12 protein-coding genes are annotated in these 12734 nt (G+C 74.5%); 6 read left to right on the top strand and 6 right to left on the bottom strand.

The window, feature by feature from the left end; translation table 11 throughout:
- Positions 1-8: 8 nt before the first annotated feature.
- The 3 genes from ACPXCS_RS27755 to ACPXCS_RS27745 all read right to left on the bottom strand — a co-directional run bounded on the left by ACPXCS_RS27755 (position 9) and on the right by ACPXCS_RS27745 (position 1424).
- Positions 9-461: a flavodoxin family protein gene (locus ACPXCS_RS27755; RefSeq protein WP_425950608.1), complete on the bottom strand. Its 453-nt coding sequence runs from the start codon at positions 459-461 to the stop codon at positions 9-11.
- Between the two features lie 91 nt (positions 462-552).
- Positions 553-984 carry a DUF3618 domain-containing protein gene (locus ACPXCS_RS27750; RefSeq protein WP_425950606.1) on the bottom strand — a complete coding sequence of 144 codons (432 nt, stop codon included), beginning with the start codon at positions 982-984 and terminating at the stop codon, positions 553-555.
- A complete protein-coding gene (locus tag ACPXCS_RS27745) occupies positions 981-1424 on the bottom strand; it encodes a phage holin family protein (protein WP_425950604.1) in 444 nt (147 codons plus the stop codon). Before ACPXCS_RS27745 ends, ACPXCS_RS27750 begins: the two co-directional genes overlap by 4 nt.
- A gap of 152 nt (positions 1425-1576) precedes the next feature.
- On the opposite strand from ACPXCS_RS27745, the gene ACPXCS_RS27740 reads away from it, so the two are divergent.
- A complete protein-coding gene (locus ACPXCS_RS27740) occupies positions 1577-2026 on the top strand; it encodes an SRPBCC family protein (protein ID WP_425950602.1) in 450 nt (149 codons plus the stop codon).
- A gap of 74 nt (positions 2027-2100) precedes the next feature.
- On the opposite strand, the gene ACPXCS_RS27735 is transcribed toward ACPXCS_RS27740, so the two are convergent.
- The 3 genes from ACPXCS_RS27735 to ACPXCS_RS27725 form a co-directional block, all read right to left on the bottom strand.
- A complete protein-coding gene (locus tag ACPXCS_RS27735; RefSeq protein WP_425950600.1) occupies positions 2101-6420 on the bottom strand; it encodes an HAD-IC family P-type ATPase in 4320 nt (1439 codons plus the stop codon).
- Positions 6421-6435: 15 nt separating this feature from the next.
- Positions 6436-6993: a hypothetical protein gene (locus ACPXCS_RS27730; protein WP_425950598.1), complete on the bottom strand. Its 558-nt coding sequence runs from the start codon at positions 6991-6993 to the stop codon at positions 6436-6438.
- A 120-nt stretch (positions 6994-7113) separates the two neighbouring features.
- Positions 7114-7323, bottom strand: coding sequence for a hypothetical protein (locus ACPXCS_RS27725; protein WP_425950597.1), 210 nt, complete (start codon positions 7321-7323; stop codon positions 7114-7116).
- Positions 7324-7586: 263 nt separating this feature from the next.
- On the opposite strand from ACPXCS_RS27725, the gene ACPXCS_RS27720 reads away from it, so the two are divergent.
- The 5 genes from ACPXCS_RS27720 (at position 7587) to ACPXCS_RS27700 (ending at position 12731) form a co-directional block, all read left to right on the top strand.
- Positions 7587-8264, top strand: a complete 678-nt coding sequence (locus tag ACPXCS_RS27720; protein ID WP_425950596.1) for a nucleotidyltransferase family protein — start codon at positions 7587-7589, stop codon at positions 8262-8264.
- Between the two features lie 10 nt (positions 8265-8274).
- Positions 8275-8559: a BON domain-containing protein gene (locus ACPXCS_RS27715; RefSeq protein WP_425950594.1), complete on the top strand. Its 285-nt coding sequence runs from the start codon at positions 8275-8277 to the stop codon at positions 8557-8559.
- Positions 8556-9320, top strand: coding sequence for a metallophosphoesterase family protein (locus ACPXCS_RS27710; RefSeq protein ID WP_425950592.1), 765 nt, complete (start codon positions 8556-8558; stop codon positions 9318-9320). The genes ACPXCS_RS27715 and ACPXCS_RS27710 overlap by 4 nt, the downstream gene beginning before the upstream one ends.
- 220 nt (positions 9321-9540) lie before the next feature.
- The gene (locus ACPXCS_RS27705; protein ID WP_425950590.1) at positions 9541-11205 is read left to right on the top strand and encodes an alkaline phosphatase D family protein; all 1665 of its coding nucleotides are present in this window, start codon (positions 9541-9543) and stop codon (positions 11203-11205) included.
- Positions 11206-11363: 158 nt separating this feature from the next.
- A complete protein-coding gene (locus ACPXCS_RS27700) occupies positions 11364-12731 on the top strand; it encodes an alpha-lytic protease prodomain-containing protein (protein ID WP_425950588.1) in 1368 nt (455 codons plus the stop codon).
- Positions 12732-12734: the final 3 nt, after the last annotated feature.

Here is a 12734-nt window from a genome sequence, read left to right as displayed (position 1 = left end):
CGCCCGGGTCAGTCCATGAGCCCGGCGGCGACCGTCGCGCCCAGCTCCCAGCAGCGCTCGGTGTCGCCCTTGTCCGGCTCGCCGGTCACGGTCACGGCCTCGGCGGCGCGGCGCCAGCCGAGGCCCGTCGTGATCGACTCGATCCCGCGGACCGCTCCGGTGACGTCGTTGCCGCCGTGCACCCAGTAGCCGAAGGGACGTCCGCGCGTGGCATCCAGGCACGGGTAGTAGACCTGGTCGAAGAAGTGCTTGAGGGCGCCGGACATGTAGCCGAGGTTGGCGGGCGTGCCCAGCAGGTAGCCGTCGGCGGCGAGGACGTCGGAGGCCGTGGCGGACAGCGCGGGCACGCGGACGACCCGGACGTTCCCGATCTCGGGGTCCGTCGCCCCGGAGACGACGGCTTCGAACATCGCCTGGCAGTTAGGCGAGGGCGTGTGATGGACGATCAGCAAGGTGGCCACGCCCCCCGACCCTGCCGTGCGGCCCCCGGCACCGCAAGCACCGGCCCCCGGCACCACGAGGTGCCGGGGGCCGGTGTCGTCCGGCCGTCGGTCAGCCGTGGCTGCGGCGGCGTATCAGCAGGACTGCCACGACCAATGCTCCGGCGCCCGCCAGCAGGGCGGCGCGGTGGTCACGGACCTGCTCCGGGGCCTTGTCCCGCCAGATCTGCTCGGCCTGCGCGGCCTTCTGCCGGGCGCCCTGAGCCGCGGCGGCGCCCTTCTGCTTCACCGGCTCGGGCAGCTTCTCCTCCACCGTGTGGGCGACGTGCGACGCCTTGGTCCTCGCCTGCCCACGCCATTCCTGGGCCTTGTGCCCGGCCTGTTCCTTGACCGCCACCGCCTTCTCACGGGCGCGGGTCTTCACGTCGGCGCGGTCGGCGAGCTCCTGGACGGTGTCGCCCAGTTCGTGGCGGGTGCGCTCGACCTGCTCGCGCAGTTCCTCGGGGCTGCCGGCGGTCGGCTCGTCGTGCGGGGGCTGGGTCATCGCTGTGCACTCTCCTTGATCTCGGCCACGTCGGCCTTGACGCTGTCGATGGTCCGCTGCGGGGCGGGCGGGGTCGCCTGGCGTACCTGCTTGCGGCCGGCCAGGGCCGTCAGCCCGGTGGCGACGGCGAGCACGGCCGTGACGATGAGGGCGGCCGCCCACACCGGCAGCGGAACGGCCAGGGCGGCGATCACCGTGGCCACCAGGGCCTGCAGGGTGACGAACCCCAGCACACCGGCCCCGCCGAACAGGCCGCCGCCCTTCCCGAAACGCTTGCCCTTCTCGGTCATCTCCGCCCGGGCGAGGCGCATTTCGCCCCGTACCAGCTCCGTGAGCTGTGTCGTGGCGCGCTGCACCAGCTCGCTCACGGGCTCGTCCCCGGCCGTCGGCGCCGTCGTCGGGCGCGCGGCGGCGCTTGTCGTGCGGTTCGTGTCCGCCATGGCGATCACCTCCCGGTCTCTTGTCCCGGCTCGGGTACCCCCGAGGAGGCGGAAAGGACACCTGGTCGCAGAAGTCGTGCCGAACGATGAGTGAGCGGCGCGGAATCCGGTACCCGAGGGTCGCTCACCGTACGAGAGAGGGAGGTACCGCCTTGTCGCAGGTAGAGGAATCCATCGAGGTCCGCGTCCCGGTCCACACCGCGTACAACCAGTGGACGCAGTTCGAGACGTTCCCGCAGTTCATGGACGGCGTGGAGCGCATCGAGCAGCGCACCGACACGCTGACGCACTGGGTGACGAAGATCGGCGGCCAGGCACGCGAGTTCGACGCGGAGATCACCGAGCAGATCCCGGACGAGCGCGTCGCCTGGACCACCGTGAACGGTGAGGCCAAGCAGGCCGGTGTGGTGACCTTCCACCGCATCAAGGACGACACGACCAAGGTCATGCTGCAGATGGACTTCGACCCCAGTGGCGTGGCCGAGACGGTGGGCGACAAGTTCGGGTTCGTCAAGCGGCAGGTCTCCGGCGACCTGCGGCGCTTCAAGGAGTTCATGGAGGCCCGCGGCTCGGAGACGGGCGCCTGGCGCGGCGAGGTCTGACCGGCCCGGTGCGCGTGCGAGGCGGCGGCCACCCCCTGCGGGTGGCCGCCGCCTCGTGTGTGCCGGCCGGTCCGTCATGCCACCGGAGCGGCGACCCCGCTCCGCAGCAGCTGCCGGCCCTGCCGGAGGAGGTCGTTCAGTTGCAGGGCGAGCCGGGCGGCGCCGTCGTAGAGGGCGTGGACGGCCGGGAGGCGCTCCAGGCGCGGGGCCAGTGCCGACAGCGCGATGGCCAGGGCGACACCGGCCCAGGCGACGGGTCCGAGCGGGGTGCAGCCGAAGAAGTGGCTGACGCCGGGCGTCTGGACGAGCGCGGCGAGCACGGCGGCCGAGCCTAGGGCCGTGCCCCACACCAGCGGGCTGTGGCGCCGCCCGGAGAGCGTCTGCACCAGTTGGGCGCCGACCACGCCGCACAGGGCCATGGTGGTGGACCGGCGCTCGGTGCCGGGCGTGAGGCGGCCGATGAGGTACGCCGTGACCGCGCCGAGGCAGGTGGTGATGCCGCGGCGGCGGATGGAGCGCAGCAGGGGCGCGCCGAGGACGTCGAGGCCCATCGGCCCGGTCGCGGCGTGCTCCGCCGTCGACGGGTCGTCGCTGGGCGTGACCGCGACGGCCATGGCCGGGAACATGTCGGTGAGCAGGTTGACCAGCAGCAGCTGACGGGTCGACAGGGGTGAGGCGCCCGCGATGAGCGTGCCGAGGACGCTGAAGCCGACCTCGCCCGCGTTGCCGCCGATGAGGATGCTGACGGCGTCCGCGACGCTGCGCCACAGGGCGCGTCCCTCGGCGACGGCGTCGACCAGGACGGACAGGTCGCCGGTGGTGAGCACCAGGTCGGCCGCGTTGCGGGCGGCGGCGGAGCCGCGGGACTCCACGCCGACCCCCACGTCGGCGGCGCGGATGGCCGCGGCGTCGTTGGCGCCGTCACCGGCCATCGCCACGACCCGGCCCGCCTGTTGGAGGGCCTCGACGACGTGGAGTTTCTGCTCGGGTGCCACGCGCGCGACGACGCCCGCGTCGTGCAGGACCCGGACGCGTTCCCGGCGTTCCATGGCGACCAGTTCGTCGCCGGTGACGACCTCGGTCTCCTCGGGCCAGCCCAGTTGCAGGGCGATGGCGCGGGCGGTCTCCGGGTGGTCGCCGGTGAGCATGACGGGCAGGATGCCGGAGCGGCGCAGCTCCACGAGCAGGGCGTGCGAGGTGTCGCGCGGGACGTCCGCGAGGGCGACCAGGCCGCTGAACTCCAGGTCGGCCAGGGGCGCTTCGAGTTCGGCTTCGGCGTCGTCGGCCCGGCAGGGGCGCCGGGCGACGGCGAGGACGCGCAGGCCCTTGGCGGCCAGTTCGTGGGCGGTGTCGGCGGCGTGCGCGGGCAGGTCCCGGCAGGCGGGCAGGACCGTCTCGGGTGCGCCCTTGACGACGAGGATCTCCCCGAGGGCGGGGTCGGCGTCGCGGCCGATCGCGGCGGCGTAGCCGCGCCGGGTCTCGAAGGGCAGTTCGCCGGTGGGTGTCCAGCCCTCGTCGGGCGGGGCGACGTCGAGGACGGCCTCGTCGGTGGCGTGCGCGACGCGGCGGCCCTGCCCGGTCTCCTCCTGAGGGCAGGCCCGCGCGGCCAGCCGCACGACGGGCGTGGCCCTTTCGTCGTCCGTGTCCAGGACGGTGCCGTCGGCGGTGGCCACCCGGACCAGGCGCAGTTTGTTCTCGGTGAGGGTGCCGGTCTTGTCGAAGCAGACGGTGTCGACGCGGCCGAGCGCCTCCAGGGTGCGCGGGGTGCGCACCAGGACGCCGCGCCGGGACAGCCGGCGGGCGGCCGCCATCTGCGCGACCGTCGCGACCAGCGGGAGTCCTTCGGGCACGGCGGCGACGGCGACGGCGACCCCGCCGCTGACGGCGCGCCGGACGGGGCTGCCGCGCAGCAGGGACAGACCGGTCACGGCGGCGCCGCCGGTGAAGGTCACCGGCAGTGCCTTGCGGGTGAGTTCCTGGAGCCGGGCCTGGACTCCGGCGGGCGGCGGGGTGCGGGCGGCGAGCGTGACGGCCCGGCCGGCCTCGGTCCGGTCGCCGGTGTCGACGACGAGCGCGGTGGCCCGTCCGGCCACGACGGTGGTGCCCTCGAACACCATGCAGGTGCGCTGGGCCACCGGCAGCCCGGGGGTGGCCTCGACGGCCTTGCCCACGGGCAGGGACTCGCCGGTGAGGGCGGACTCGTCGACCTCCAGGCCGTCGACGTCCAGCAGCCGGGCGTCGGCGGGCACGACGTCGCCCGCGCCGAGGCTGATCTCGTCCCCGGGGCGCAGACGGGTGGCGTCGACGGTGACGGTGCGTTTGCGGCTGTCCTGCTTGCGGGCCTTCGGCTGCTGGCGGGCGGCGAGCCGGGCGAGGGCCTGTTCGGCGCGCATCCGCTGCAGCCCGCCCGTCACGGCGTTGAGGTCCATCGCGCCGACGACGAGCAGCGCGTCGACGAGCGAGCCGAGCAGCGCCGAGGCGACGGCGCCGGTGGCCAGGACGGGGGTGAGCGGGTCGTCGAGTTCGCGGCGGACGGCGCCGGCGGCCTGCCACGTCCAGCGGGCCGGTGCGACGACGGGGTGGCCGGCCACGCGGGCCGCCTGCCGGCGGGAGCGGTCGGCCAGCAGGGCGAGTCCGCGGGGCTCCTCGTCGCGGTGGGCGCGGCGCAGCCGCTGGCGGGCCTCGTGCGGTTCCAGGGCGTGCCAGGGGATGTGCAGCCGGGGCGGCGGCGGGGTGGCGCGGGCCACCCGGACGGCTTCGAGCCAGCCGGTGAGCAGGGCGTTGGCGGCGGCGATGTTGACGGGCGCGTGCCGGGTGAGGGGCCACAGCAGGTGCCGGCCCGGGGGCTGCCCGCCGCGGGCGACCAGGAGGCCGGACAGGGCCGCGCCGGCGCGGGCGAGGGTCTGCGAGCGGCGTCCGACGCGCCGGGCGGCCGGAATGGCCGTCAGCAGCCGCCACACGTCGGCGAGGCCGCCCGGGACGAGCGCGTCGGCACCCCAGGAGACGGCCGCGCGGCCGTCGGTGAGGGCGATGGCGACGTCACCCGCGGGCAGCCCGGCGACCACCGGCCCGTCGCCGGACTCGTGCAGCCGGGCGACGGTCACCACCACGTGCCCGTCGTCCTGCAGGGCCCGTACGACGTCGCCGAAGGGCCGGTGACCCGGGGCGACCTCGTCGGCCAGGCGGGTGATGTCCTTCAGGTCGGAGCCGCCCGCGATGACGACGTGCAGGCGCGCGCGGCGCGCGGCGTCGAGGACGGCCTCGGCGTAGGGGTGCACGGGGTCGTCCGGATCGTGGTCGTCCTCGGGTCCGTTGCGCAGCGCGTCGGCGTGCAGGACGAGGGCGTCGGCGATCTCCAGCTGCCGCAGCCGCTCCCCGCTGCGCACGAGGATCCCGGCGTGGGCGAGGAAGGTGCCGAGGGTCGCGCTGAAGGCGGCCGGTCCGTAGCGGGCGGCCTTCGGGGAGCCGGCGAGGACCGCTTCGGCCGCGTCGCTCGCGCTGTGGGTGACGAGGAGGGTGGCGGCGGCGCCGGCGAGGCTTCCGGTGCTGGCGTGCGAGGCGTACTCCTGGGCGGGCGTCACCTTCAGGGGCGGCCTGGTGTCCGTGGGGCAGGGCAGGCTGGTGCGCCCCGCCCGGCAGACCTCGTCGTGCAGCGCCTCGAAGGCCGCGGCCCTGGCCACGGCCTCGGTGAGCTGGGTGCCGCGCAGGATCCCGTCGAGCACGAGGGCCAGCGGGGTCTGGCCGACGCCGTGCGCGGCGGCGTTGGCGGCGGCGAGGACGAGTTCCATGCCGGAGGCGCCGAACCGTTTGCGCAGCACGGCCCGGAAGCGGGGGTTCTCGCGCAGCAGGGTGACGGTGGCGGTGACGACGCGTGAGGTGGGTGGCAGGCGCAGGGAGCGGCCGGCCAGGGCGCCGGCCGCGCCGGCGGCGTCCAGCAGGATCGCGGCGGCGGTGACGCGCACCTCGCCGGGATCGCCGGGGTGCGCGGTCCCGGGTGCCTCGGGATCGGCGTCCTCGCCGAGGCCGAGACGGGCGGCGAGCGCGGTGGCCCGTTCGGTGACGCGGTCGGTGGCGGCGTCCTCGGCCAGCGTGATGACCAGCCGGGACAGGCCCTCGTCCCAGTGGGCGGCGAGCACGTCCGGGTGGTCGGCGAGTTCCTCGGCCACCTGGCGGGCGAGTGCGGCGGCGTCGCCGCCGGGGTGCCGCATGGCGAGGTGGACGCGCTGCCCGGCCGTCCAGTGCCGGCTGCCCGTGAGGGCGTTGCGCGCGACGTTGCGGACGCGGCGCGTGGTGTCGTAGGCGGACGTCACTCCCCGGGCGGTGCCGCGGGCGGCCCCGGCGGCCGCCCCGGCCACGGCCCCGACGAGCGGGGCGACGTCGAAGCGTGTGAGCATCTGGTGCTTCCCGATTCAGCCGGTGGGGTGGCTGTGCTGTCCGTGCCGGTGGGCACGGTCGCCGTGGTGCGGTTCGCCGCCGTGGTGCGCGGTGGCTTCGGCGACCTGCTTCAGGGCGGAGGCGGTGGCGGTGTCGCCCACTTTGGCGGGCTGTTCGTGCACGTGCTGTTCCGGGTGGTCGTGCCGGTAGTACGAGGAGGCGAGCCGGGCGCCGGGGCCGTGGTCGGAGGTGTCCGGCTCGCCCTGGGCCGCGGGGCTCTGGTCCGGCCGGCCGCCGGCGGTGCCGTCCGGTGGTGAGCCGTCGGGGCGCTGCCCGGGGTGTGGCTGGGTGAGCCAGGCGACGGCGGCGCCGGTCAGCGCCACGGGCCACTCGACCACTCCGGCCACACCGAGCACGCCGGCACCGGCGTAGACGGCCATCCGGCGTCCGCGCGGCGAGACCGCGCCGATCCTGTCCAGGGTGCCGGTGGCGAGGTGGCCGACCTGTTCCGCGCCGGGCAGGTGCCGCAGACCCGAGGCGACGGCCCGCAGCGGCTGCGGGAGATCGGACGAACGGGGTGTCTCCTGGTTCATGGCGACCTCCGCAGGCGCGTCGTTCGGCGGCTTCAACCGTGTTTCCCAACTCTTTGCCTCATATTCCGCCTTTGTCAGGTTATGCGCTTGTCTTGTTCGGCCGAGGTTCCGGCCGGTGCGTCAGACGACGGTCCGGCCGTCGTGGACGCCGCCGACGCAGCGCTTGCTCCACGCCTGCGAGCCGTCCCCCACGGCGGAGATGACGACCATGCCTCCGCCGGCGATGCACTGGCCGGCGGTGACGTCGGCGGGGAGGGCCGCGGCCCGGGCGGGCACGCCGAGCCCGGCCAGGGCCAGGGCGGTGAGCAGGGCGTACGGCAACGTGCGCATGAGGGCTCCTTCAGGCGGCCGGGCCGGGCACGGGGTGCCGCCCCAGCGTCGCCAGCGGGCGCCGGCGGCGCCACCCGGGCGAGGGAAAGGGGGGTCCGGCCACCCGCCGGGGTGACGGCGCGGTGGACGGCCGGGAGAGAGAGCCGGAGCCTTCCGTGTCGGGGCGGGCGCTCCGGGTACTCAGTGCTGGCACACACGCAGGCCGTTTCGGGTCCGGACACCGCGCGGGAGCGGATGGTCCGGTTCGGCGAATGGGAGTGGTCATGACGCAGAACGGGGATGACGCGACGCTCGTCCGGCGACCGGGGGTTCCCGACCTCAGGACGGCGCCGGAGGGGACCGAGCCCGCGCCACGGCAGGACCTGCAGGCCGACGAGCCGCCGCAGGACCTGCCCTTGGACCGCAACCAGGCGATCCTGGAGGCGGCCAAGCAGGTGGGGGCGCTGCTGAAACGCAAGGGGCACCTCTTCGCACTGGCCGGCAGTGTGGCCGCCTACGCCCACGGCGGTGAGAAGAACCTCCAGCACGACGTGGACTTCGCCATCCGGCCCGAGGACGCCGACACGGTGGCGGCCACGCTGCGCGAGGCGGGGCTGACGGTGTACACACCGCCGGAGGACTGGCTGATCAAGGCCACGTGTTTCGGCCAGCCGGTGGACATCATCTTCGAGCTCGCGCACCGGCCGGTCGGCGCGGACATGCTGAAGCGGGCCGAGGAGCTGTCGGTCGACTCGGTGCGCATGCCCGTACTGGCCCCGACCGACCTGCTGTGGAGCCTGACCGCCGCGTTCTCCGAGCACCACTGCGACTTCGGCGCCGCGCTGCCCATCGCCCGGGCCCTGCGGGAGAAGGTCGACTGGGACCTGGTGCGGCGCGAGTGCGGGGACGCGCCCATGCCCGCGGCCTTCTTCTTCCTGCTGGAGCGCCTGAACGTCATCTGAAGGAGCACCCATGAGCACCCACGGTTCCCAGGACGCCGGCGGCGGGCCGGCGGAGAACCTGGACTACCGCATCGCCCACCTGCAGGACCGCCTCGCCTCGGGCGAGCTCGGCGAACTCGGCGTGCGGGTCGAGGCCCGCGGCCAGGTGGTGCTGCTCACCGGCACCGTGCCCTCGGCGCCCTGCCGCGACGAGATTTTGCGCACCGTCCGCGACGAACTGACGGGGGTGCCGGTGCACAGCGACCTCGTGGTGACCGAGGCGTCCTGCCCCGACCACGCGGAGGAACTCGCATGATCCGCATCGCAGCCGTCGGAGACATCCACATGGGCCCCGACAGCCAGGGCGTGCTGCGCCCCGCCTTCGAGACCCTGCCCGAGTGCGCCGACCTGCTGCTGCTGGCCGGCGACCTGACCCGGCACGGCACGCCCGAGGAGATGCGGGTGGTCGGCCGGGAGGTACGGGACCTCGGTGTTCCGGTGGTCGCCGTCCTGGGCAACCACGACCACCACGACGACCGGCCCGACGAGGTCTCGGCCGTCCTCCGGGAGGCGGGCGTGCACGTCCTGGAGGGGCAGCACACCGTCGTGGAGAGCGGCGGGGCCCGGATCGGCGTGGCCGGCACCAAGGGGTTCGGCGGCGGGTTCGTCGGCCGGTGCGCCGGGGAGTTCGGCGAGCCGGTCATGAAGGAGTTCGTCCGCTACTCGCGCCGGTCCGCCGACGGCCTGCGCACATCCCTGGAGCAGCTCGGCGCGGCGGACTGCGACGCGCGGATCGCGCTGACCCACTACTCCCCCGTCGCGGACACGCTGGCGGGCGAGCCGCTGGAGATCTACCCGTTCCTGGGCAGTTACCTGCTGGCCGAGGCGATCGACACGGCGGGCGCCGACCTGGCGGTGCACGGGCACGCGCACACCGGTACCGAGCACGGCATGACGAGCGGCGGCGTGAAGGTGCGCAACGTCGCCCAGCCGGTCATCGGGCGGGCCTTCCACGTGTACCACCTGCCGGTCCGCGACCGCGCCACCGCCGGGGCCGTCCCGCACGCGGCCCCCTAGCACCGACGCCCCTCCCCCACCGCCGCCGGCCGACGCCGGCGGCGGTTTCGTGTGCCCGCGGCCCCGTCGCCTCTCGTACCGCCTGTGGTGTGAAGCCCCCGCACGTCGTGCCCGTTTCAGGCATTTTGTCTGCTTAGCATGCGAGCTCCGCGCTCCGCACGTCGGCGATGTCCCCACGCGTCCGCCCGGGGCGCAACTGCCCCGTACGAGAGGACCTCAGATGGCGCTGACGGGCCGTCAAAGACCACCGTCCGAGCATGCCTTCTCCCCGCACGACGCCGTACTGCGCTCCGCGGCCCCGCACGTCGCCCGCCGTCGCTTCCTGACCGTCACCGCGGCGGCCGCGCTGCTCGCCTTCTCCACCAACCGGCCGGCCCGCGGCGCCACCGCCGCCCGGGAACTGGACGCGGCCCGGATCACCGACGACCCGTTCACGCTCGGGGTGGCCTCCGGGGACCCGCTGCCCGACTCGGTCCTGCTGTGGACCCGGCTCGCCCCGCAGCCGTTCGCCGAGGACGGCGGTCTGGGGCAGCAACGGGTCGTCGTGTACTGGGAGGTGGCCCTCGACGAGTGGTTCTCCTTCGTCGAGCACCGGGGCGTCGCCACGGCCCACCCGGAGTACGCGCACAGCGTGCACGTCGACGTCAAGGGCCTGTCGCCGGACAGCGAGTACTACTACCGGTTCCGGGTCGGCGCCTGGATCAGCCCCACCGGCCGCACCCGGACGGCACCGGCCGCGGGCAGCTACACCGACGGCATGCGGCTGGCCGCGGTCGCCTGCCAGGCCTACCAGGACGGCTACTACACCGCCTACCGGCACCTGGCGCAGGAGGACGTCCACGTGGTCTTCCACCTCGGCGACTACCTCTACGAGTACGCCGTGGACTCCGCCGGCGGGGCCCGCCGCTACACCGACCGCAAACTGCCCGACGTGTTCAACCGTGAGACCACCACCCTGGCGGACTACCGGCTGCGCTACTCGCTCTACAAGACGGACCCGGACCTGCAGGCCGCGCACGCCCAGCACCCGTTCGTCGTCACCTGGGACGACCACGAGACGGAGAACAACTACGCGGGCGCCGTCGACGAGAAGGGCGGCCCGCAGGACCAGTTCCTGGTGCGCCGCGCCGCCGCCTACCGGGCCTACTGGGAGAACCAGCCGCTGCGCGCCGAGCAGTTGCCGCAGGGTCCGGACGCCCGGCTGTACCGGCGGCTGGCGTGGGGCTCGCTCGCCCAGTTCGACATCCTCGACACCCGCCAGTACCGCTCGGACCAGGCCTACAACGACCGGCCGCACGCGCCGGGCGCCGAGTCGGACGATCCGGCGCGCACCCTCACGGGCGACGCGCAGGAGCGCTGGCTGCTGGACGGCTGGCGGTCCTCCGACGCGCTGTGGAAGGTGATGCCCCAGCAGGTGTGCTTCTCCCAGCGCAAGTTCGACCTGACGGCGCCGGCGCGGGTCTCCATGGACGCCTGGGACGGCTACCGCGCCTCCCGCGACCGGGTCATGGCGGGCGCGAAGGCGGCGGGCGTCGCCAACTGGATGGTCCTCACCGGCGACGTCCACGTCGGATACGCCTTCGACATCAAGGAGGACTTCGACGACCCGGCGTCGAAGACGGTGGGCACGGAGTTCACCTGCACCTCCATCGCCAGCGGCGGCGACGGGACGGAGAAGCCGTCCGACTGGGAGACGTACATGAAGGCCAACCCGCACATGAAGTACTTCGACGGCCGGCGCGGCTACGTCCGGGTCGAGCTCGGCGAGGAGAACGCCCAGGTCGACTTCCGCACCGTCTCGGCCATCACGAAACCCGGCGGCACCATCTCGACGACGGCGTCCTTCGTCACCGAGGTGGGCTCGCCCGGGCTGAAGTCCGCGTGAGGCCGGGCTCCCGTACTGCACATGGCGCCCTTCGAGGCACCAAAGCGCGAACCGGGGCGGCCGGTGACATCACGGCGGGCCGTTCCGGCAAGGCCTCTGCGGGAGCTTCGCGTGCTCGAGACCCGTATCGGACACCGTGACCGAAGGAGACACAACGCATGGTCCACAGACACGCCCTGACCGGCCGCCGGGCGGCCCTCACCGCGCTCGGCGCGCTCGTCGCCACCGGGCTCCCCGCCACCGCGGCGGCCGAGCCGACGCCCGCGGCCGGTCCGCTGCCCACGGCCGCGCAGACGCTGGGTGCCGACCGGCCGTCGGCCCCGGTGCTGCGCGCCCTGCAGCGCGACCTCGGGCTGACCCCCGCCCAGGCGTCCCGGCGGCTGGTCAACGAGGCGGAGGCGGGCACCCGTGCGGGGCTGCTGCGCAACGCCCTGGGCGACCGCTTCGCGGGGGCCTGGCTGCGCGGCACGACGTCGCAGGAGCTCGTGGTGGCGACGACGGACGCCGCGGACGTGGCCGCGATCAAGGCCCAGGGCGCCAAGGCGGCCGTCGTGAAGAAGCCGCTGCGCGCGTTGCAGGCGGCGAAGCAGAAGCTGGACGCGGCGGCGGTGAAGGTCAGCACCCGCGAGACGCCGCTGTGGTACGTCGACGTCCCGGCCAACCGGGTCGTGGTGGAGGCCGGGACCAAGGCCGCCGCGGCCGCGTTCGTCAAGGCGGCGGGCCTGGACGCCAAGAGCGTGGCCGTGAAGGTGACGGCGAACCGGCCGCGCCTGATGGCGGACGTCACCGGCGGCGACGCCTACTACATCGAGGGCACGGCCCGCTGCTCCGTCGGTTTCTCCGTCACCAAGGGCGACCAGCAGGGCTTCGCCTCGGCGGGCCACTGCGGCAAGCAGGGCGCGAAGACGACCGGGTTCGACAAGGCCGAGCAGGGCACCTTCCAGGCGTCCACGTTCCCCGCCAAGGACATGTCGTGGGTCGCCGTCAACGACAAGTGGACGGCGACGCCGAACGTGAAGGGCGAGGGCGAGCAGACGGTGCAGGTCACCGGCTCGGTCCAGGCGCTCGTGGGCGCCGCCGTGTGCCGCTCCGGCTCCACCACGGGGTGGCACTGCGGGAAGGTCGAGCAGCACGACACGAGCGTCAGCTACGCCGAGGGCAAGGTGGACGGGCTGACCCAGACGACGGTGTGCGCCGAGCCGGGCGACTCGGGCGGTCCGTACGTCGCCGGGGTCCAGGCGCAGGGCGTGACGTCCGGCGGCACCGGTGACTGCAAGAACGGCGGGACCACCTTCTACCAGCCGATCAACCCGCTGCTCAGCGACTTCGGCCTGACGCTGAAGACGGCGGAGGCCGAGGCCCCGCAGCCGCAGGGCAACGTGGCGCAGACGTGGGCCGCGGGCCGGGTGTACGAGGCCGGTGCCACGGTGACCCACGCCGGTGCGCGCTACCAGTGCCTGCAGACGCACCAGGCGCAGGGTCCCTGGGTGCCGACCCGCACCCCGGCCCTGTGGCACCGGGTGTGACGA

Source organism: Streptomyces sp. DT190, assembly GCF_049846985.1.
Taxonomy (GTDB): domain Bacteria; phylum Actinomycetota; class Actinomycetes; order Streptomycetales; family Streptomycetaceae; genus Streptomyces.
Note: the sequence above shows the minus strand (reverse complement) of the source record. Positions and strands in the feature narration are given on the sequence as shown.

Bases quoted from the DNA above. Each gene is read 5' to 3' on its own strand.
- ACPXCS_RS27750 (WP_425950606.1), bottom strand. From the start codon at position 984: ATGACCCAGCCCCCGCACGACGAGCCGACCGCCGGCAGCCCCGAGGAA.
- ACPXCS_RS27745 (WP_425950604.1), bottom strand. From the start codon at position 1,424: ATGGCGGACACGAACCGCACGACAAGCGCCGCCGCGCGCCCGACGACG.
- ACPXCS_RS27735 (WP_425950600.1), bottom strand. From the start codon at position 6,420: ATGCTCACACGCTTCGACGTCGCCCCGCTCGTCGGGGCCGTGGCCGGG.
- ACPXCS_RS27730 (WP_425950598.1), bottom strand. From the start codon at position 6,993: ATGAACCAGGAGACACCCCGTTCGTCCGATCTCCCGCAGCCGCTGCGG.
- ACPXCS_RS27725 (WP_425950597.1), bottom strand. From the start codon at position 7,323: ATGCGCACGTTGCCGTACGCCCTGCTCACCGCCCTGGCCCTGGCCGGG.
- ACPXCS_RS27720 (WP_425950596.1), top strand. From the start codon at position 7,587: ATGACGCAGAACGGGGATGACGCGACGCTCGTCCGGCGACCGGGGGTT.
- ACPXCS_RS27715 (WP_425950594.1), top strand. From the start codon at position 8,275: ATGAGCACCCACGGTTCCCAGGACGCCGGCGGCGGGCCGGCGGAGAAC.
- ACPXCS_RS27710 (WP_425950592.1), top strand. From the start codon at position 8,556: ATGATCCGCATCGCAGCCGTCGGAGACATCCACATGGGCCCCGACAGC.
- ACPXCS_RS27705 (WP_425950590.1), top strand. From the start codon at position 9,541: ATGGCGCTGACGGGCCGTCAAAGACCACCGTCCGAGCATGCCTTCTCC.
- ACPXCS_RS27700 (WP_425950588.1), top strand. From the start codon at position 11,364: ATGGTCCACAGACACGCCCTGACCGGCCGCCGGGCGGCCCTCACCGCG.